The organism is Enterobacter cloacae complex sp. IR5458, assembly GCF_049238025.1.
GTDB classification, from domain to species: domain Bacteria; phylum Pseudomonadota; class Gammaproteobacteria; order Enterobacterales; family Enterobacteriaceae; genus Enterobacter; species Enterobacter kobei.
The window spans coordinates 59,773-76,827 of sequence record NZ_JBMKIF010000009.1 but is presented as its reverse complement, the minus strand read 5'-3'; the positions used below and the strand labels follow the sequence as shown (position 1 = coordinate 76,827).

The window sequence follows — 17,055 nt, the reverse complement described above, 5'->3', positions numbered from 1 at the left end:
TTATGAGTCAGCAGGATGCCGCCAAAGAGCAGGCCAACACCCGCAAAAATGTGCGCATTGTTTCCGTTTTCACCGCCGCTGCCATCGGTCTTGTCGGCGTGCTGGTGATCCTTTACGCCTGGCAGTTACCGCCCTTTACCCGACACGTGCAGTTTACCGACAATGCCTACGTGCGGGGACAGACGACGTTTATCAGCCCGCAGGTGAATGGCTATATCACAGAGGTGAAGGTTCAGGACTTTGTGCAGGTCAAAAAAGGCGATCTGCTGCTGCAGATTGATGACCGCATCTACCGTCAGCGGGTGCATCAGGCCGAGGCGCAGCTGGCGATGAAAATTGCCGCCCTGAATAATAACCTGCAGCAGCGTAAAAGCGCCGAAGCGACGATTGCCAAAAATGAAGCCGCGCTGAAAAATGCCCGCGCTCAGAGCCTGAAAACCCAGGCGGATTTGAAGCGCGTGAAGGATCTGACGGCGGATGGGTCACTTTCCGTTCGCGAACGCGATGCCGCCCTGGCAAGCGCGGCTCAGGGCAGCGCCGATATCGACCAGGCGAAAGCAACGCTTGAGATGTCGCGTCAGGATCTGCAGACGGTGATTGTCAATCGTGGGGCGCTGGAGGCGGACGTTGAAAACGCCAAAGCGGCGCTGGAGCTGGCGCAGATCGATCTGCAAAACACCCGCATTGTGGCCCCACGTGATGGCCAGCTGGGGCAGATTGCCGTGCGTCTCGGGGCGTATGTGACCGCCGGGACCCATCTCACCACTCTTGTGCCACCCCAGCACTGGGTTATTGCCAATATCAAAGAGACCCAGCTCGCGGAGCTGCGCGTCGGTCAGCCGGTGAAATTCACCGTCGATGCCCTGAACGACAAAGCGTATCAGGGCCGCGTGGAGAGCATCTCTCCCGCAACCGGCGTGGAATTCAGTGCGATCACGCCGGATAACGCCACCGGTAACTTTGTCAAAATTGCCCAGCGAATTCCGGTGCGCATTGAGGTACTCGGTAAGCCAGAGGAATCCGCCCTGCTGCGTCCGGGCATGTCGGTGCAGGTAACAATTGATACGCGGGAGGCGAAACCATGATCCTGCGTCCGATAGCCGGACTGGTCGTGGCGGTGATGCTGGCCGGATGCCAGTCCGTCGACGTCAAACCGGCGCAGCCCACGCTGCACATTCCTGCGCAATGGCGGGCCACCTCGGGGCCAGCCAGCCCGACGGAACAGCTCTGGTGGCGTAATTTTCATGACAACCACCTGAACCGTTATGTGGACCAGGCGCTTAAGAATAACAGTGACGTGTTGATCGCCCGCGAACGGATAAACGAGTATCAGGCGCGGGTCTTTGCGGCCGACGGCAGCCTGTTTCCCTCACTTGACGCGGGCGTCACGGGGACGCGCGCCCGTTCGCAATCCGCTGCGACCGGGTTGCCCGTCTACGGTACGGTGTACAGAGGCAGCCTGACGGCGAGCTACGACGTTGATATCTGGGGCGTCAACCGCAGCACGGCGAATGCCGCTCAGGCGTCGCTGGAGGCGCAAAAAGCCGCCGCTGCCGCCGCGGATTTGACCGTCGCCTCGTCCGTGGCTTCCGGGTACGTCACCCTGCTCTCACTTGACGAACAGCTGCGCGTGACCGAAGCCACGCTGAAGTCCCGCGAAGAGGCGTTTAACCTCGCGAAACGTCAGTTTGAAACCGGCTACAGTTCGCGCCTGGAGCTGATGCAGTCTGACTCCGAATTACGTTCAACGCGGGCGCAGGTGCCCGTGTTACAGCATCAGATTGCGCAACAGGAAAATGCGCTTAGCCTGCTGCTGGGAAGCAATCCCGGCGCGGTAGCGCGCAGCGAAAGCTTTGCGGCGCTGACGCCGCTGAAGCTGCCGTCGCAGCTGCCTTCCACGCTTCTGAACCGTCGGCCGGATATCGTTCAGGCCGAACGCCAGCTGGTGGCGGCGGATGCCTCCCTTGCCGCGTCGCGCGCCAGCCTGCTGCCATCGATCAACCTGACCGCCACCGGATCGATTCAGGATCGTACCCTTTCTGGCCTGCTGGACAATCCGCTTCAGCTCTGGAGCGCCGGGGGCAGTATTCTTGCCCCGCTGCTGAACCGCCAGGCGCTGAATGCGCAGGTGGATATTTCCCAGTCCCAGCGTAACCAGGCGCTGTACGCCTATGAAAAAACCGTGCGTAACGCGTTTGCGGAAGTGAACAACAGCCTTGATGCCATTACGCGCTATCAGGAACAGCTGACGGAGCTACTCGCCCAGCAGGATGTGGCGCAGGAGACGCTGCGCATTGCGCAGAACCGCTATCGCAACGGCTATTCTTCCTATCTGGACGTGCTGGACGCGCAGCGCACGCTGTTCTCGGTCCAGACCAGCGTCGTGCAGGTGAAAAATAACCTGCTGCTGTCGCAGATTGATTTATACAGGGCGCTGGGCGGCGGCTGGGGCAGTGCCTGAAATCCTGCCCGGTGGCGCGTCGCTTACCGGTCCTGGATTTCGCACCCGTAGGCCCGGTAAGGCGTAGCCGCCACCCGGCAATCCTTCCCAAGGAGTCAATCTATGCAACAACAGTGTTCTGCAGTAGATAATTTCATGATTTCTTCGCTGATCCCTGACGATGACATACTGAGTCAGGTACTGGAAAACAACAAGCGCGCCGGGCTGCCCGAACACGACGTGGCGGCCAATCAGGGGCAGCTGCTGGCGCTGTTCGTGCGCATGACGCAGGCAAGACGCATTCTCGAGATCGGGACGCTGGGTGCCTATAGCTCAATCTGGATGGCGCGCGCCCTGCCGCCGGACGGAAAGCTGATTACGCTCGAGGCCGACCCGAGTCATGCCGACGTTGCGCGTCAGAATATTCACCTCGCGGGGCTGAACGATCGCATTGAACTGATTGAAGGCCCGGCGCTGAGCTCGCTCGAAAATTTTGGTGACGTTCCGCCGTTCGACCTGATCTTTATTGATGCCGATAAGCCGAACAATCCCGGCTATCTGGAGTGGGCGTTGCACTATTCCCGTCCCGGTACGGTAATTATCGGCGATAACGTGGTGCGCGAGGGTGAAGTCGTTAACGGGCAAAGCGACGACGCGCGCGTGCAGGGCGTGCGGCGTTTTATCGAGATGACTGGAGATAACCCGCGCTTAACCGCCACCGCGCTGCAAACGGTGGGGGTTAAGGGATGGGATGGGTTTACGCTGGCGATTGTGAACGGGTGAAAATTGTGCGGGCTGATGCCCTCACCCCGACCCTCTCCCACGGGGAGAGGGAGAAAATCGGGCAAGGCTTTTAGCCAGAGATCTGCTCCATCGCCTGCAGGATACGCTTATCCGAAATCGGATACGGCGTACCGAGCTGCTGGGCAAAGAAGCTGACGCGTAGCTCCTCGATCATCCAGCGGATCGCCTGCACGTCCTCATCGTCGCGGCGCGCCGGCGGCAGCTTGTTTAGCCACTGCTGCCACGCCTGCTGCACGCTTTCCACTTTCAACATCTGCGCGCGATCGCGGTGCGGGTCGATGGCCATTTTCTCCAGACGTTTTTCAATGGCCTGCAGATAGCGCAGCGTATCGCCGAGACGGTTGAAGCCGTTGCCGGTGACAAAGCCACGATACACCAGCCCCGCCATCTGCGCCTTCACGTCCGACAGCCCCAGCGCCATGGTCATATCCACGCGCCCCTTCAGGCGCTTGTTGATGTTGAACACGGCGGTGAGGATCTGCTCGACCTGTTTGGCAATCTCCACCACGGTGTCGTTGAGCTCCGCGCGGACCTTTTCATGAAGCTGAGCAAAGCCCTCTTCCGTCCAGACCGGACCGCCCGCCTCGTGGATCAGTTTGTCCACGCCGCAGGAGATGCAGTCGTCAATTAGATCCAGCACTTTGCCGTACGGGTTAAAGTACAGACCCAGCTTGGCCTTGTTCGGCAACTTCTCGTGCAGATATTTAATCGGCGACGGAATGTTCAGCAGCAGCAGGCGACGCAGCCCGCGCCACATCATCTGCTGCTGTTCCTGCGGATTATCAAACAGCTTGATCGCCACGCTGTCGCGCTCGTCCACCAGCGCTGGCCAGGCTTTCACCTTATAGTTACCGCGTTTTTGCTCGTAGCTTTCCGGAAGCTGACCAAAACTCCAGATATGCAGCCCGCTCTGCTCGATACCGTCGTCCGCCACCGCAGAGAGCGTCTCCTGGACTTTCCCTTTCAGCGCCTCTTTTAGCTCGCTCAGGGAACGCCCTTCCAGCAGCTTTTTGTTTTTATCATCCACCACGCGGAAGCTGATTTTCAGGTGATCGGGTACCTGTTCCCAGTTCCAGTCTTCGCGGTCAATGGTGGTGCCTGTCATGCGGCGGAATTCTCGCTCCAGCGCGTCCAGCAGCGGCAGCTCCAGCGGCGTGACGCGGCCCAAAAACGCTTCCGCGTAGTTCGGCGCAGGCACAAAATTACGCCGCACCGGTTTCGGCAGCGATTTAATCAGCGCAATGACCAGCTCGCGGCGCAGGCCGGGGATCTGCCATTCAAATCCGCTCTCGTCGACCTGGTTTAACAGCGGCAGCGGAATGTGGACGGTCACGCCGTCCGCATCGGCCCCCGGTTCAAACTGATAGGTCAGACGCAGCTTGAGATTGCCCTGATGCCAGAAGTTCGGGTAGTCGAGCTTGCTGACCGACTCCGCCCCCTCTTTAATCAACATGCTCTTTTCAAAATTGAGCAGGTCCGGCGTCTCTTTACTGGCTTTCTTCCACCAGCTGTCAAAGTGGCGGGCGGAAATCACATCGTGACTGATGCGCTGATCGTAAAATTCGAACAGCGCCTCGTCGTCTACCAGGATGTCGCGACGGCGGGATTTATGCTCAAGCTCTTCCACCTCGGCGCGCAGCTTCAGGTTTTCGCGGAAGAACGCATGGCGCGTCTGCCAGTCGCCCTCCACCAGCGCGTGGCGGATAAACAGCTCGCGGCTGAGCGCCGGGTCAATCTGGCTGTAGTTGACCTTACGCGCGGCCACCACCGGCAGGCCATAAACGGTCACCTTCTCGGTCGCCATCACTGCCCCCTGCGCACGCTCCCAGTGTGGTTCACTGTATGAGCGTTTCAGCAGATGCTGCGCGACTGGCTCAACCCATTCCGGGTCGATCCGCGCGGCAATGCGTCCCCACAGGCGGCTGGTTTCCACAAGCTCGGCCACCATGGTCCACTTCGGCGGCTTCTTGAATAAGCCGGAACCGGGGAAGATGGAGAAACGGGCATTGCGCGCGCCGGTATACTCCTGCTTCTCTGCGTCCTTCATCCCAATGTGGGACAGCAGGCCGGTCAGCAGCGCGATATGAATTTCACGGTACTCCGCCGGCTCGCTGTTCACCGGAATGCCCAGCTCTTTCACCACCTGGCGCAGCTGAGTGTAGATATCCTGCCACTCGCGCACGCGCAGGTAGTTGAGGAAATCCACGCGGCACTGGCGGCGGAACTGGTTCGAGGAGAGCGCTTTCTGCTGCTCGCCGAGATAGTTCCACAGGTTCACGAAGGCGAGGAAATCGGACTCTTTGTCGTGGAAGCGACGGTGTTTTTCATCTGACGCCTGCTGTTTATCCATCGGACGCTCGCGCGGATCCTGAATGGAGAGCGCAGAGGTAATAATCATCGCCTCGCGCACGCAGCCGTGCTTCTGGGCTTCCAGCACCATGCGCGCCAGACGCGGGTCGACCGGCAACTGGCTGAGCTGACGACCCAGCGGCGTCAGTTTATAGACCGTAGCCTGCTCGTCGGTGGTAATGGCCCCCAACTCTTCCAGCAGGCGGACACCGTCCTGAATGTTGCGTTTGTCCGGCGCCTCCACGAACGGGAACGCCGCGATGTCGCCCAGCCCCAGGGCGGTCATCTGCAGGATAACGGACGCCAGGTTGGTACGCAGAATTTCCGGGTCGGTAAACTCCGGGCGCGACAGGAAATCGTCTTCGGAATAGAGACGAATACAGATCCCTTCCGACACACGACCGCAGCGGCCTTTACGCTGGTTGGCCGACGCCTGAGAAACCGGCTCTATTGGCAGGCGTTGCACCTTGGTGCGGTAGCTGTAGCGGCTGATACGCGCCGTGCCCGGGTCGATCACGTATTTGATCCCCGGTACGGTCAGCGAGGTTTCCGCCACGTTGGTCGCTAGTACAATGCGGCGTCCGCCGTGCGGCTGGAACACGCGGTTCTGCTCGCTGTTCGACAGGCGCGCGTACAGGGGCAGGATCTCCGTATGACGCAGATCGCGCTTGCTGAGCGCATCGGCGGTGTCGCGAATTTCGCGCTCGCCGCTCATAAAGATCAGAATGTCGCCCGCACTTTCGTTGCCCAGTTCGTCGACAGCGTCGAAGATGGCCTGGAGCTGGTCGCGCTCGGTATCATCCGCCTCTTCGACAATCGGGCGATAGCGCACTTCCACCGGGTACGTGCGTCCTGACACTTCAATTATCGGCGCATTGTTGAAATGCTTCGAGAAGCGCTCCGGGTCGATGGTCGCGGAGGTGATGATGATTTTCAGATCCGGACGACGTGGCAGCAGTTCTTTCAGGTAACCGAGCAGGAAGTCAATGTTCAGGCTGCGCTCGTGCGCTTCGTCGATGATGATGGTGTCGTACTGCATCAGCAGGCGATCCTGCTGGATTTCCGCCAGCAGGATACCGTCAGTCATCAGCTTGACCATGGTGTTATCGCTGACGTGGTCGCTGAATCGCACCTTGTAACCGATGCAGCCGCCCGGCTCGGTTTGCAGCTCTTCGGCAATACGGTTCGCCACGGTACGCGCCGCCAGACGACGCGGCTGGGTGTGGCCAATCAGACCTTTCACCCCGCGTCCCAGCTCCATGCAGATTTTCGGCAGCTGGGTGGTTTTCCCCGAACCGGTTTCCCCTGCGACAATTACCACCTGGTGGTCGCGCACGGCTTCCAGGATGTCCTGTTTTTTCTGACTGACAGGCAGGTTTTCCGGGTAGGTAATTGCCGGACGTGCAGCTTCGCGCAGCACAACTTTCCCTGCTGCCTGTTCAATCTCTTTCGCCATCTCCTGATAAATGGCCTGTTGTGCATCAGGATTTTTAACCTTCTTCACACCGTGCAGACGACGCGCAAACCGCTGTTTATCGCGCAGCATCAGGGCATCAAGCCTTTGCAGGAGCATCGGGAAGGTGATTTTTTGGTGTTCTGTCATAGCGTTAATGGGCAGTGCTCTGCCGGGTAAAATCTCTTTTTAATGATTGCTATAGAGTACCACATTGACGCTTTCTGCGCCTTATTCAAAAAATTCGAACATAGACTTCGATATATTGCGCTATCTCTGTGGCAGGATTGTGAATAGAGTGTCAACAAGCAACGGGGCAACCCCCTTCAATCAAATGCAAAAACAGGAATCACCCATGAGCAAAGTATTAGTGTTGAAATCCAGTATTCTGGCAGGGTACTCTCAGTCTGGTCAGCTGTCTGATTATTTCGTTGAACAGTGGCGTGAACAGCATTCCGCTGACGAAATCACCGTGCGCGACCTGGCGGCAAACCCTATTCCTGTGCTGGACGGTGAACTGGTTGGCGCGCTGCGTCCGAGCGATGCTCCGCTGAGCCCGCGTCAGCAGGAAGCCCTGGCCCTGTCCGACGAACTGATTGCTGAGCTGCAGGCGCACGACGTTATCGTGATTAACGCCCCAATGTACAACTTCAACATCCCTACTCAGCTGAAGAACTACTTCGACCTGGTGGCGCGTGCTGGCGTAACCTTCCGTTACACTGAAAACGGCCCTGAAGGTCTGGTGAAAGGCAAGCGTGCGATCGTACTGACCAGCCGCGGCGGTATCCATAAAGACACCCCAACCGACCTGGTTGCGCCGTACCTGAGCCTGTTCCTGGGCTTCATCGGCATCACTGACGTGAACTTCGTGTTCGCGGAAGGCATCGCTTACGGTCCTGAAGTGGCAACGAAAGCGCAGACCGACGCGAAAGCCGCGATCGACAGCCTGGTTGCCGCCTAAGATTTCCCCCTCTCACCGCCCGGTGGGAGGGTTTTTCTTTTCTCCACATTTCGTTATCATCCGCTCCCACTCTCCAGCCGGGCGGCCTGATGTCTGCGATTATTGATTCTTTTATTGCCCCACCGTGTCATGACGACATCGAGATCCTCTGGCAGGATGAACATCTGCTGCTGATCAATAAGCCTTCCGGTCTGCTCAGCCTCTCGGGGAAAAATCCGCAAAACCTTGATTCTGTCCATTATCGTCTGGTTCAGACGTTCCCGGGCTGCACGCTGGTGCATCGTCTCGATTTCGGCACGTCCGGGCTGATGGTGATTGCGCGTAATAAAGCGATCAATGCGGCGCTCTGCCAGCAGTTCAGCCAGCGCAGCGTGGAGAAAGTTTACAGCGCCCTGCTTTGCGGACATCTGGAAAACGATGAGGGCGTGATAGATGCCCCGATTGCCAAAGATCCGGTGCTGTTCCCGCTGATGTCAATCTGCGCCATTAACGGTAAACCCGCCCGCTCCCGCTATCGGGTGGTGGAACGTTTTTATCAGGGAACGGGAGTGCCGTTAACGCGGGTGACGCTTACCCCGGAAACCGGGCGAACCCATCAGCTGCGTATTCATTGCCAGCAGCTGGGGCACCCGATTCTGGGCTGCGATCTGTATGGCGGTCTTGACGCGCCGGGGGCGGAAATCACGCCCCGGCTGATGCTGCATGCCTGCGAGCTGAATTTTATTCATCCGGTGAGCGGCGAGCCGGTTACTGCCCGTCACACCGCCCCATTCTGACGGCGGTTTACCACATCAAATCGTCAGGGATTTTGAAGTCCGCGTAGGGATCGTCTTCATCCTGCTCTTCCTGACTGAGCGCGCTGTTTAACACAATGCAGTCGGCATCACGCTGGGCAATTTTATCGGCCACAACTGCCGGGATAATCGCGTATTCACAGTCGCCGCTGGCGTTAATCACCAGACGGGCAATCGCCAGACGGCCGTTGATCAGCTGAGTCTGGGTTTGCTTGTCGACGTCGAGTTTTTTGATCAGATTACCGTCAGTGAAGTTAAAGGTGATATTGCCTTTCGCCACGGTGATGCGGTTCATTTCAATCAGCTGCTTCACCTGTGCTTTAAACTCTTTTGCCAGCACGGCCTGCTTCTGCTGTTCGCTGAGCTGCTTGTCACGCTCGATCTGCGCTTTTTTATTCTCTTCTACTGCTTCGCGCGCCTCACGAGCCTGAACGCGTGATTTCTTTGCCGTACGCTGCACTTTCGCCGCTTTCTTGCTGCTAACGAGGCCCGCTTTCAGCATCTGCTCTTGTAAGGTGAGTTTTGTCATGATCGTTTCTAAACCGGTTGGAAATTTTGGGGATTATAGCGGGAATTGAACAGAAATAAAAAAATGCCAATCCTCTACAGCGGGTTAACGGCAACGGCAAAGCACATATACGACGCTGAACCGTAGGCCGGGTAAGCGCAGCGCCACCCGGCAAGAAGGCAGCGACACGCGAGTATCACGCTTCATGAACTTCGCTCATGTTGCAGTGAAATTAAGTCACTTCCCCTGCGCCGCGGGGTCAGGCATAAATTATGCATCGGTAACTTCTTAGCAACATGAACTTAGGATGCATAACGACAATGAGCAAAGCTTTCACCTATACCCTTAAGCGCAGTTGCTTCGATGAGAATTACAACCCGTCAGAAAATACGCGTACCACCACCAACTTTGCCAACCTGGCGCGCGGAGAAAAGCGTCAGGAAAACCTGCGTAATACCCTGGTGATGATCAATAACCGCTTCAACGCACTGGCGCGCTGGGATAACCCCAACGCCGATCGCTACGCGGTTGAGCTTGAAATTATCTCCGTCGATCTGAACATTGGTGCGGATAAGCCGTTCCCGGCCATTGAGATATTGCAAACCACCATCGTCGACAAGAAAAACAACCTGCGTATCCCGGGAATTGTCGGCAATAACTTTTCGTCTTACGTGCGGGATTATGATTTCAGCGTTCTGCTGCTGGAACATAACAAGAACCAACAGCACTTCAGCGTTCCGGAAAAGTTTGGTGAATTGCACGGCAACATATTCCGCCATTTTGTGAGTTCGCCGGAATACAAAGAGAACTTCAGAAAAGGACCGGTGATCTGCCTCAGCGTTTCCAGCAAAGACACCTACCGCCGCACCGGCAACCAGCATCCTGTACTTGGCATTGAGTATCAGCCGGATGGCGAGTCATTAACGGAACTGTACTTTGCCAAAATGGGCCTGAAGGTGCGCTATTTCATGCCAGAAAACAGCGTGGCACCCTTTGCGTTCTTTTATACCGGTGATTTGCTGAACGATTACAGCAATCTTGAACTGATCGCCACCATCAGCACGATGGAAACGTTTCAGAAAATCTATCGCCCGGAAATTTATAACGCCAACTCGTCGGCGGGACTGTGCTTCCGACCGGATCTGAACCAGCAGGATCACTCATTCACCAAAATTGTTTATGACCGCGAAGAACGAAGCCGTCTGGCGATTGAACAGGGTCGATTCACCGAAGAATACTTTATTAAGCCTTATAAACACATTCTTGAGCAGTGGTCTGATAACTACACGCTTTAATTCATCAAAATAGGTCTTTTATTATGAAAACATTGCTCCCGACGTCTACGGCTGGCAGCCTGCCTAAGCCGACCTGGCTTGCACAACCTGAAACGCTGTGGTCTCCGTGGAAATTAGAGGATCAGGAATTACTGGCAGGAAAACAGGATGCGCTGCGTTTGTCACTGGATGAGCAGATCCGTGCGGGAATCGACATTGTCAGCGACGGCGAACAGACCCGCCAGCACTTCGTCACCACCTTTATCGAACACCTGAGCGGCGTGGATTTTGAAAACCGCCAGACGGTACGCATTCGTAACCGTTATGACGCCAGCGTGCCGACCGTGGTTTCTGCTGTGGCACGTCAGAAACCGGTATTCGTCGACGATGCAAAGTACCTGCGCCAGCTCACGGATAAGCCGATCAAATGGGCCCTCCCCGGACCGATGACCATGATCGACACCCTTTACGACGCGCACTATAAAAGCCGCGAAAAGCTGGCCTGGGAATTCGCCAAAATCCTCAATCAGGAAGCGCGGGAGCTAGAGGCTGCAGGCGTGGATATTATCCAGTTCGACGAACCGGCATTTAACGTCTTTTTTGACGAGGTCAACGACTGGGGCATCGCCGCGCTGGAACGCGCCATTGAAGGGCTGAAGTGCGAAACTGCGGTCCATATCTGCTATGGCTACGGCATCAAAGCCAATACCGACTGGAAAAAAACGCTCGGCTCTGAGTGGCGCCAGTACGAAGAGGCTTTCCCTAAGCTGCAGACCTCGAACATCGACATTATCTCTCTGGAGTGCCACAACTCCCGCGTGCCGATGGATCTGCTGGCGCTGATCCGCGGTAAAAAAGTGATGGTTGGCGCGATTGATGTGGCAACGAACACCGTTGAAACGCCGGAGGAAGTCGCCGATACCCTGCGTAAAGCGCTGCAGTTTGTCGATGCCGACAAGCTTTACCCTTCGACCAACTGCGGTATGGCCCCCCTTTCCCGTCACGTCGCAAACGGTAAGCTGAGAGCCCTCAGCGCAGGCGCAGAGATTATCCGCAAAGAGCTCGGCGCGTAATCCTTTACGTTTGCCAGTACGGCGGCGTACCAAAGCGTTCGACGTAATAATCAATCACCGCCCTGACGTTCAGGGGCGGATGACGTGCATGTGGATAGATCGCCGCAATGTTCAGCGGCTCCGTGTTGATCGCACACGCCATTTCCGGCAGAAGTGCGACAAGCTCTCCCCGCTGGAGCCTGTCGCCAATCAGCCAGTCCGGAAACAGGACGATCCCCATCCCGCCCAGCGCGGCAGTGAGCAACGACTCCGCATTATTGGATGTCATCCGCGCCACCACCGGATAGTGTATCCAGTTCTCCCCCTCGCGACGCACCAGCCAGCGGTTAGGCCCGGACGAACCGCGATAGACCAGACATTGATGATCGCTCAGCGTGGCCGGATCGTCCGGCACACCGTGTTTGCGCAGATACGCGGGCGACGCGGCAAGGTGGTAACGCTGCTGACCAAAAATGCGGGCGTGGAACGTCGAGTCCGTCAACATGCCAATGCGAAAGATAAGATCGGCCGCATCCCGGTGCGGGTCGATAAAGTCATCGGTCAGCGTGAGCTCAATGTTTAACCGCGGATAACGCTCGGTCAGCTCCGCCAGGCCTGGCGCAACATGCCTCTGCCCAAAAAATACCGGCCCATTAATGCGGATTGTGCCGGATGGTTCCGACGAACGTTCATCCAGCTCACGCCGCGCCTCTTCGACGTTTTCGACCATCGCCCGGGCATAGCGGATAAACAGATGACCACTTTCTGTGGGGATCACCGCGCGCGTATTGCGGTAGAACAGCTGCTGACCGAGGGCATCCTCAAGCTGGTGAATAACGCGCGATATCTGTGAGGCTGATATCCCCTGCCGCCGCGCGACGACGGAGAAATTCTGCGCTTCATAGACCTCAATAAAGATCAGCAGCGCGCGGACGTTGATATTACTGGCATTGAACATTAATGCATTTCCTGCAAAGGTGTTTCCTGCATTATGGCATTTTTCTCACTGGACGACCGACGTAATCTTCTTCGCCTTAAAACGGAGGAAGCGTTATGCAGTTTGTGTTGATTTTACTGGTGATAGCCGGAGGGATGGGTCTCTCCATCGAGGCGGGATTACTGGGGCCACTGGGGGGCGAAGTGGGCGACTTATGGGCCACGTTCAGCATTTTTGGGGTCGGTGCCGCACTGACGTTTTTACTGATGCTGTTTTTTAGCCCGCGTAACAGCCCCTCGTTTTTTGCCCAGCCCGGCTGGCAGTTGCTCGGCGGCGTGCTCGGCCCGGTGTACGTGGTCATCCTGACCGTTGCGACACCCGCCATCGGCATCGCAATGACCATGATTGGGATTTTGGCCGGTCAGGTCTTTAAAAGCCTGATCATTGACCACTACGGTCTGCTGGGCTCGCCGCACAGAAAGATAAATGCGAAGCGCATTATTGCACTGGGGTTCATCATTGCGGCACTGGTTCTGGTCGCACAGGGGTAACGTATGACACTGATTATGATTCTTCTCGCCGTTTGCGGCGGCGCTACGCTGAGCATTCAGGCCGCGATTAACGGACAGCTCGGCAGCAGCGTGGGGGTATTCAAAAGCGCGTTTCTGACCTTTTCCGTCGGCGCACTGGTGACCGCCCTGCTCATATTTTTCTTTGAGCCTAAGCATGCGGTCACGCTGCTGGACGTACCCAAATGGCAGCTCCTCGGCGCGATGTTTGGCGTGCCCTATATCGTGATTATGGTGCTTGCCGTACAGCGCATCGGCAGCGCCGTCGCCACGGTGGCGGTGATATTCGGCCAGCTCACCATGAGCATGTTGATAGATAACTTTGGCTGGTTGGGTAATCCCGCTATTCCCTTTTCGCCGAGCCGTCTGGGCGCGGTTATCTGCCTGGGGATTGCGCTGTATTTCATCTACTCGAGCAGCAAAATCTACAGCGCCCGCGACTAGACTCACGTCTTCCGGGTAAAGAACAGCGTCACCGTGGCGACGGTGACGCCAAATTTCTTCATCTCGGTTTTATTAAACAGATGGGTCTCATCCTGCAGGTACATCCAGTCGTCAAACTTCAGTAGCCAGCTACTGCCGTTGGCTTTGACCTTCATGCTGTAATGCCAGTTAAAGGCGTTACCTGCCGCCTGCCCCGTAGCGGCCCCTTCGATATCCCCCGCCGTTCCCTCGTAGCGATCGTTCCCCAGCCTGCGGATGTGCCATACCCGCTGTTGCTTCTCGCCATCGTCATACACGAAGTGCTCATTGAGCGTCAGCGTATCGCCGATAACATCCCCGGCAATCTCCACGTAAAAGCGGCGGATCTGTTTACCGCTGCGATCCTGCACCATGCCCCACGCTTCGGTTTTCCCCTGGAAGTAGTCGAAGATATCAAGCCGTGGCTGCTGCTGGCGATACTCGGCCACCTCTGTGCTACAGCCTGCCAGCAGCATGGTCAATGCCAGCACCATCATCAGGAAACGTTTCATTTTTGTCCTCCAAGTAACTGCTGACGCAGTTCAGGATATTGCGTGCGGGGATCGAGCCAGATGGCCAGAAAGCGCGTGCTGAATGCTTCTGACTGGCGCGGGCCAAGTGGAATAAAGCTTTTCTGCGTTGCTGACGCGCGGTACCAGAACTGTCCCTGCTTATCATCGAGGACAAACGCCAGCTGTGAGCCCGGCCGGACATCCGGCCACAGCGAACGAAGCATCTGTAACCAGCCTTCGCTTTGCGGCTCCCGCTGCAAAATCCCCTGCGCCTGCCACTGATCGCGCGTGGCCTCCACCAGTTCATCACGTTCAATGTCGCGCGCGTAGGTGATAATCAACGCCTGATCCTGATCCGCCGCGCGGTAGTGACCGTCCGGCGTGCGCAGCTGGGAGGTATAAACCGTAAACGGGCCCCAGGTGAGCGTGGCGTCACCCACCTTACGCCAGGCCAGCCAGTCGGCGGCGTGGGCCGCAGGGATCACCATCGTCAGCCAAAGGAGGAAAACCGCTGCTCTCATTTTTGTCTCCCCATCAGCAGGTGGAAAAACAGCATTAATACCAGCCAGCCCGGCACCATCCAGCTAACGACGATAAAAGTCGGCTCCTGAAAGGTGATAGCACCCAGCCGCTCGCCAATCAGGTACGCCACCGGCCCTCCCACGGCGGCCAGCAGCGTCAAAAGCCAGCCGGGTAACGTGGTCGTGCGCGCTAGCTGTGTCCAGACAGTGGCGAACATCAGCCACAATGCCACCATCCATAGCGGCATCAGGGACTCGCCGGTGAAGGCAATCAGCCCCGTCAACGCCCAGAGCGCATCCAGTACGCTGCCCGCTGCAGCCAGACCGATGGCGTAAAGGCGGTATACCGGCGGCAAAAACAGGCAGGCGAGCACCGCCAGCGCAAGCCAGATAATCAGGCCCTGCTCACGAAAGATCACCACCAGCGCCCAGTAAAGATCGAACCCGACGGCCAGCAGAAAGACCTGAAGATAACGTCTCATACGCGTTCGGCGGTCAGTTGCACCACGCTGATGGTGCGGGCGTTAAACCCGGCTTCGCAGTAGCCAAAGTAGTACAGCCACATACGGCGGAACCGTTCGTCGAAGCCGAGCTTTTCAATCTCCTGCCAGGCATGAACAAAGCGCTGCCGCCAGTGGGCCAGCGTGCGGGCATAGTCTGGCCCCATGTCAAAGAGGTTACGGACCACAAAATCGGTATGGCGCGTCATCAGCTCATTCATCGCTGTGATGCTCGGCAGGAAGCCGCCGGGGAAAATGTAGCGCTGGATAAAATCGACGCTTTTGCTGTAGTCGCGGTAGCGCTGGTCCTGAATGGTAATGGCCTGAATCGCCATCCGGCCACCCGGGCGCAGCCGCGCCTGACAGGTTCGGAAGAACACGGGCAGATAGCGTTGCCCGACGGCTTCAATCATCTCTATCGAGACCAGCTTGTCGTACTGCCCGGTGAGGTCGCGATAATCACAAAGCAGAACCTCAACGCGGTCCTGCAACCCGGCGCGGGCGATCCGCTCGGTTGCCCAGATATACTGCTCCTGCGACAGCGTGGTGGTGGTTACCCGACAGCCGTAGTGACGTGCCGCGTATTCCGCCATCGCCCCCCAGCCGGTACCGATTTCCAGCAGGTGATCGGACTCACACAGCGCCAGCTGTTCGCACAGACGCGCCATTTTGGCCTGCTGCGCCGCCGTGAGATCCTGCTCATCCGCAGTAAACAGCGCGCTGGAGTAAAGCAGCTCCTTATCCAGAAAATGTGAATAAAAGGTATTGCCCAGGTCGTAATGCGCGGCAATATTTTCACGCGCCTGGGCCCGGGAATTGCGCCGCGTCCAGTGGCGCAGCCGCTCCAGCGGTCTACCGAGCAGCCGGAACCCTTTCTCCAGACGGCCAAGCACCTCGCCATTAAGGGCCAGGATTTCCAGAAGCGGCGTGAGTTGCGTGGTTTCCCATTCGCCATCCATCCAGGCTTCTGCGGCGGCAAGGCTCCCGCCCGTTAAGACGCGCCAGTAGACGCCGGGCGCGAGGATCTGAATGTCGGCGTGCAGCGCGGAGGATGTCTCGCCAAAATGGAATGTCTGTGCCCCTTCACGCAGCGTGAGCGAGCCGCCACGAATACCGCTTAACAGACGGAAAAGCAGCCAACGCGCAATGCGGACGTTGCGCGGGATATCGGGTTCTAGCGCAAAGACGGGATCGGTCATGAGCGTTCACTCCTGCTGACGGGATGGTTATGCAGCGGCACGCGCTTGAGCCACAGCCTCAGCGCCTGCCAGTAAATAGCGAAAACGGTTTTCAGGGTCATCAGGGGAATGCGCAGCAGTAACGCACGCAGTGCCGGACGCGTCAGAGGCTCCCGGCGTAGCGCCAGCGTGGCGTCAAACACCTTCGCGTCCTGATGATTTTCAATGTGCATATGCAGCGTGTTATCCGGGTTGTTGAAGCGCCAGTGGTAGATCATGTCCATTGGGTTGAAGGGGGAAACGTGAAACGCTTTTTCCGTCGGCTGCGCGTCCTGTCCGTTGACGGCATAGTAATGCCGCTCGTTCCACGGCGTGTTGCGGACCTCCGCCAGCACCCAGCCCAACGTCCCCTTCTCGTCATAGCAGTAGTAAAAGTTGACTGGATTGAAATGAAACCCGAAATAGCGCAGCTGCGTCAGGAGCATGACTCGTCCGCCGGGACGTTCTCCGGTGAGCCCCTCCAGCGTGTTGAGGACGTTCTCTTTGAGCGGCGTACCCAGCGGATAGTCCGTGTCATAAAACGCGGCGGCGGCGAAGCGATTGCGCCGTACGCCGACGTCAGCCAGCAGTGGCAGTTCATCCAGATCCAGCCAGGCCATAAAGACGCTGTAGCGAAATTCGTGGGTTTTCGGCTGGAGGCGGCGGTGGCGTAATACGCCGTGATAGAGGCAGCTGTTCATC

At 57.5% G+C, this 17,055-nt stretch carries 17 protein-coding genes; 9 read left to right on the top strand and 8 right to left on the bottom strand.

All coding sequences use genetic code 11. The features are described from left to right. Positions 1 to 2: 2 nt before the first annotated feature. From ACOTYN_RS09975 to ACOTYN_RS09965, 3 genes are all read left to right on the top strand, one after another. Positions 3 to 1,085 (top strand): HlyD family secretion protein, encoded by a 1,083-nt coding sequence (locus tag ACOTYN_RS09975; RefSeq protein ID WP_023330366.1) that lies wholly within the window; start codon positions 3 to 5, stop codon positions 1,083 to 1,085. Further along, positions 1,082 to 2,461, top strand: coding sequence for an efflux transporter outer membrane subunit (locus ACOTYN_RS09970; RefSeq protein WP_063614537.1), 1,380 nt, complete (start codon positions 1,082 to 1,084; stop codon positions 2,459 to 2,461). Before ACOTYN_RS09975 ends, ACOTYN_RS09970 begins: the two co-directional genes overlap by 4 nt. Before the next feature lie 102 nt (positions 2,462 to 2,563). Then, the gene (locus ACOTYN_RS09965; RefSeq protein WP_063614536.1) at positions 2,564 to 3,223 is read left to right on the top strand and encodes an O-methyltransferase; all 660 of its coding nucleotides are present in this window, start codon (positions 2,564 to 2,566) and stop codon (positions 3,221 to 3,223) included. A 70-nt stretch (positions 3,224 to 3,293) separates the two neighbouring features. Here the strand turns inward: ACOTYN_RS09965 and hrpA are convergent, their stop codons facing one another. Further along, positions 3,294 to 7,196, bottom strand: coding sequence for an ATP-dependent RNA helicase HrpA (gene hrpA, locus ACOTYN_RS09960; RefSeq protein WP_023330363.1), 3,903 nt, complete (start codon positions 7,194 to 7,196; stop codon positions 3,294 to 3,296). A 205-nt stretch (positions 7,197 to 7,401) separates the two neighbouring features. Between hrpA and azoR the strand changes: the two genes are divergently transcribed. Further along, entirely contained in the window at positions 7,402 to 8,007 is a 606-nt protein-coding gene (gene azoR, locus ACOTYN_RS09955) for an FMN-dependent NADH-azoreductase (RefSeq protein ID WP_008502313.1), read from the top strand. Positions 8,008 to 8,096: 89 nt separating this feature from the next. Beyond that, positions 8,097 to 8,783 (top strand): RluA family pseudouridine synthase, encoded by a 687-nt coding sequence (locus ACOTYN_RS09950; RefSeq protein WP_332957548.1) that lies wholly within the window; start codon positions 8,097 to 8,099, stop codon positions 8,781 to 8,783. Positions 8,784 to 8,790: 7 nt separating this feature from the next. On the opposite strand, the gene ACOTYN_RS09945 is transcribed toward ACOTYN_RS09950, so the two are convergent. After that, complete coding sequence (locus ACOTYN_RS09945; protein ID WP_032636630.1) at positions 8,791 to 9,330, bottom strand: DUF2058 domain-containing protein; 540 nt, start codon at positions 9,328 to 9,330, stop codon at positions 8,791 to 8,793. A gap of 299 nt (positions 9,331 to 9,629) precedes the next feature. Between ACOTYN_RS09945 and ACOTYN_RS09940 the strand changes: the two genes are divergently transcribed. Both ACOTYN_RS09940 and ACOTYN_RS09935 read left to right on the top strand, forming a co-directional pair. Then, positions 9,630 to 10,604 (top strand): DUF1852 domain-containing protein, encoded by a 975-nt coding sequence (locus ACOTYN_RS09940; RefSeq protein ID WP_014883755.1) that lies wholly within the window; start codon positions 9,630 to 9,632, stop codon positions 10,602 to 10,604. Between the two features lie 23 nt (positions 10,605 to 10,627). Then, a complete protein-coding gene (locus ACOTYN_RS09935) occupies positions 10,628 to 11,656 on the top strand; it encodes a methionine synthase (RefSeq protein WP_014883754.1) in 1,029 nt (342 codons plus the stop codon). A 4-nt stretch (positions 11,657 to 11,660) separates the two neighbouring features. Here the strand turns inward: ACOTYN_RS09935 and ACOTYN_RS09930 are convergent, their stop codons facing one another. After that, a complete protein-coding gene (locus ACOTYN_RS09930; RefSeq protein WP_332957550.1) occupies positions 11,661 to 12,593 on the bottom strand; it encodes a LysR family transcriptional regulator in 933 nt (310 codons plus the stop codon). Positions 12,594 to 12,688: 95 nt separating this feature from the next. Between ACOTYN_RS09930 and ACOTYN_RS09925 the strand changes: the two genes are divergently transcribed. Together ACOTYN_RS09925 and ACOTYN_RS09920 are read left to right on the top strand one after the other, a co-directional pair. Further along, complete coding sequence (locus tag ACOTYN_RS09925) at positions 12,689 to 13,123, top strand: DMT family transporter (RefSeq protein WP_014883752.1); 435 nt, start codon at positions 12,689 to 12,691, stop codon at positions 13,121 to 13,123. A 3-nt stretch (positions 13,124 to 13,126) separates the two neighbouring features. Then, positions 13,127 to 13,585 carry a DMT family transporter gene (locus tag ACOTYN_RS09920; protein WP_332957553.1) on the top strand — a complete coding sequence of 153 codons (459 nt, stop codon included), beginning with the start codon at positions 13,127 to 13,129 and terminating at the stop codon, positions 13,583 to 13,585. A 2-nt stretch (positions 13,586 to 13,587) separates the two neighbouring features. Here the strand turns inward: ACOTYN_RS09920 and ACOTYN_RS09915 are convergent, their stop codons facing one another. Genes ACOTYN_RS09915 through ACOTYN_RS09895 form a run of 5 tightly spaced genes read right to left on the bottom strand, consistent with a single transcriptional unit; the run spans position 13,588 to position 17,054 of the window. Continuing rightward, positions 13,588 to 14,115 carry a DUF3833 domain-containing protein gene (locus ACOTYN_RS09915; RefSeq protein ID WP_332957555.1) on the bottom strand — a complete coding sequence of 176 codons (528 nt, stop codon included), beginning with the start codon at positions 14,113 to 14,115 and terminating at the stop codon, positions 13,588 to 13,590. Further along, complete coding sequence (locus ACOTYN_RS09910; protein ID WP_047344195.1) at positions 14,112 to 14,636, bottom strand: hypothetical protein; 525 nt, start codon at positions 14,634 to 14,636, stop codon at positions 14,112 to 14,114. Before ACOTYN_RS09910 ends, ACOTYN_RS09915 begins: the two co-directional genes overlap by 4 nt. After that, complete coding sequence (locus ACOTYN_RS09905) at positions 14,633 to 15,118, bottom strand: DUF2878 domain-containing protein (RefSeq protein ID WP_014883748.1); 486 nt, start codon at positions 15,116 to 15,118, stop codon at positions 14,633 to 14,635. The genes ACOTYN_RS09910 and ACOTYN_RS09905 overlap by 4 nt, the downstream gene beginning before the upstream one ends. After that, positions 15,115 to 16,335 (bottom strand): SAM-dependent methyltransferase, encoded by a 1,221-nt coding sequence (locus ACOTYN_RS09900; RefSeq protein ID WP_014883747.1) that lies wholly within the window; start codon positions 16,333 to 16,335, stop codon positions 15,115 to 15,117. Before ACOTYN_RS09900 ends, ACOTYN_RS09905 begins: the two co-directional genes overlap by 4 nt. Beyond that, a complete protein-coding gene (locus tag ACOTYN_RS09895; RefSeq protein ID WP_014883746.1) occupies positions 16,332 to 17,054 on the bottom strand; it encodes a DUF1365 domain-containing protein in 723 nt (240 codons plus the stop codon). Before ACOTYN_RS09895 ends, ACOTYN_RS09900 begins: the two co-directional genes overlap by 4 nt. Position 17,055 lies beyond the last annotated feature (1 nt).

Coding starts and splice junctions, on each gene's coding strand:
- ACOTYN_RS09975 (WP_023330366.1), top strand. CDS start 3: ATGAGTCAGCAGGATGCCGCCAAAGAGCAGGCCAACACCCGCAAAAAT.
- ACOTYN_RS09970 (WP_063614537.1), top strand. CDS start 1,082: ATGATCCTGCGTCCGATAGCCGGACTGGTCGTGGCGGTGATGCTGGCC.
- ACOTYN_RS09965 (WP_063614536.1), top strand. CDS start 2,564: ATGCAACAACAGTGTTCTGCAGTAGATAATTTCATGATTTCTTCGCTG.
- hrpA (WP_023330363.1), bottom strand. CDS start 7,196: ATGACAGAACACCAAAAAATCACCTTCCCGATGCTCCTGCAAAGGCTT.
- azoR (WP_008502313.1), top strand. CDS start 7,402: ATGAGCAAAGTATTAGTGTTGAAATCCAGTATTCTGGCAGGGTACTCT.
- ACOTYN_RS09950 (WP_332957548.1), top strand. CDS start 8,097: ATGTCTGCGATTATTGATTCTTTTATTGCCCCACCGTGTCATGACGAC.
- ACOTYN_RS09945 (WP_032636630.1), bottom strand. CDS start 9,330: ATGACAAAACTCACCTTACAAGAGCAGATGCTGAAAGCGGGCCTCGTT.
- ACOTYN_RS09940 (WP_014883755.1), top strand. CDS start 9,630: ATGAGCAAAGCTTTCACCTATACCCTTAAGCGCAGTTGCTTCGATGAG.
- ACOTYN_RS09935 (WP_014883754.1), top strand. CDS start 10,628: ATGAAAACATTGCTCCCGACGTCTACGGCTGGCAGCCTGCCTAAGCCG.
- ACOTYN_RS09930 (WP_332957550.1), bottom strand. CDS start 12,593: ATGTTCAATGCCAGTAATATCAACGTCCGCGCGCTGCTGATCTTTATT.
- ACOTYN_RS09925 (WP_014883752.1), top strand. CDS start 12,689: ATGCAGTTTGTGTTGATTTTACTGGTGATAGCCGGAGGGATGGGTCTC.
- ACOTYN_RS09920 (WP_332957553.1), top strand. CDS start 13,127: ATGACACTGATTATGATTCTTCTCGCCGTTTGCGGCGGCGCTACGCTG.
- ACOTYN_RS09915 (WP_332957555.1), bottom strand. CDS start 14,115: ATGAAACGTTTCCTGATGATGGTGCTGGCATTGACCATGCTGCTGGCA.
- ACOTYN_RS09910 (WP_047344195.1), bottom strand. CDS start 14,636: ATGAGAGCAGCGGTTTTCCTCCTTTGGCTGACGATGGTGATCCCTGCG.
- ACOTYN_RS09905 (WP_014883748.1), bottom strand. CDS start 15,118: ATGAGACGTTATCTTCAGGTCTTTCTGCTGGCCGTCGGGTTCGATCTT.
- ACOTYN_RS09900 (WP_014883747.1), bottom strand. CDS start 16,335: ATGACCGATCCCGTCTTTGCGCTAGAACCCGATATCCCGCGCAACGTC.
- ACOTYN_RS09895 (WP_014883746.1), bottom strand. CDS start 17,054: ATGAACAGCTGCCTCTATCACGGCGTATTACGCCACCGCCGCCTCCAG.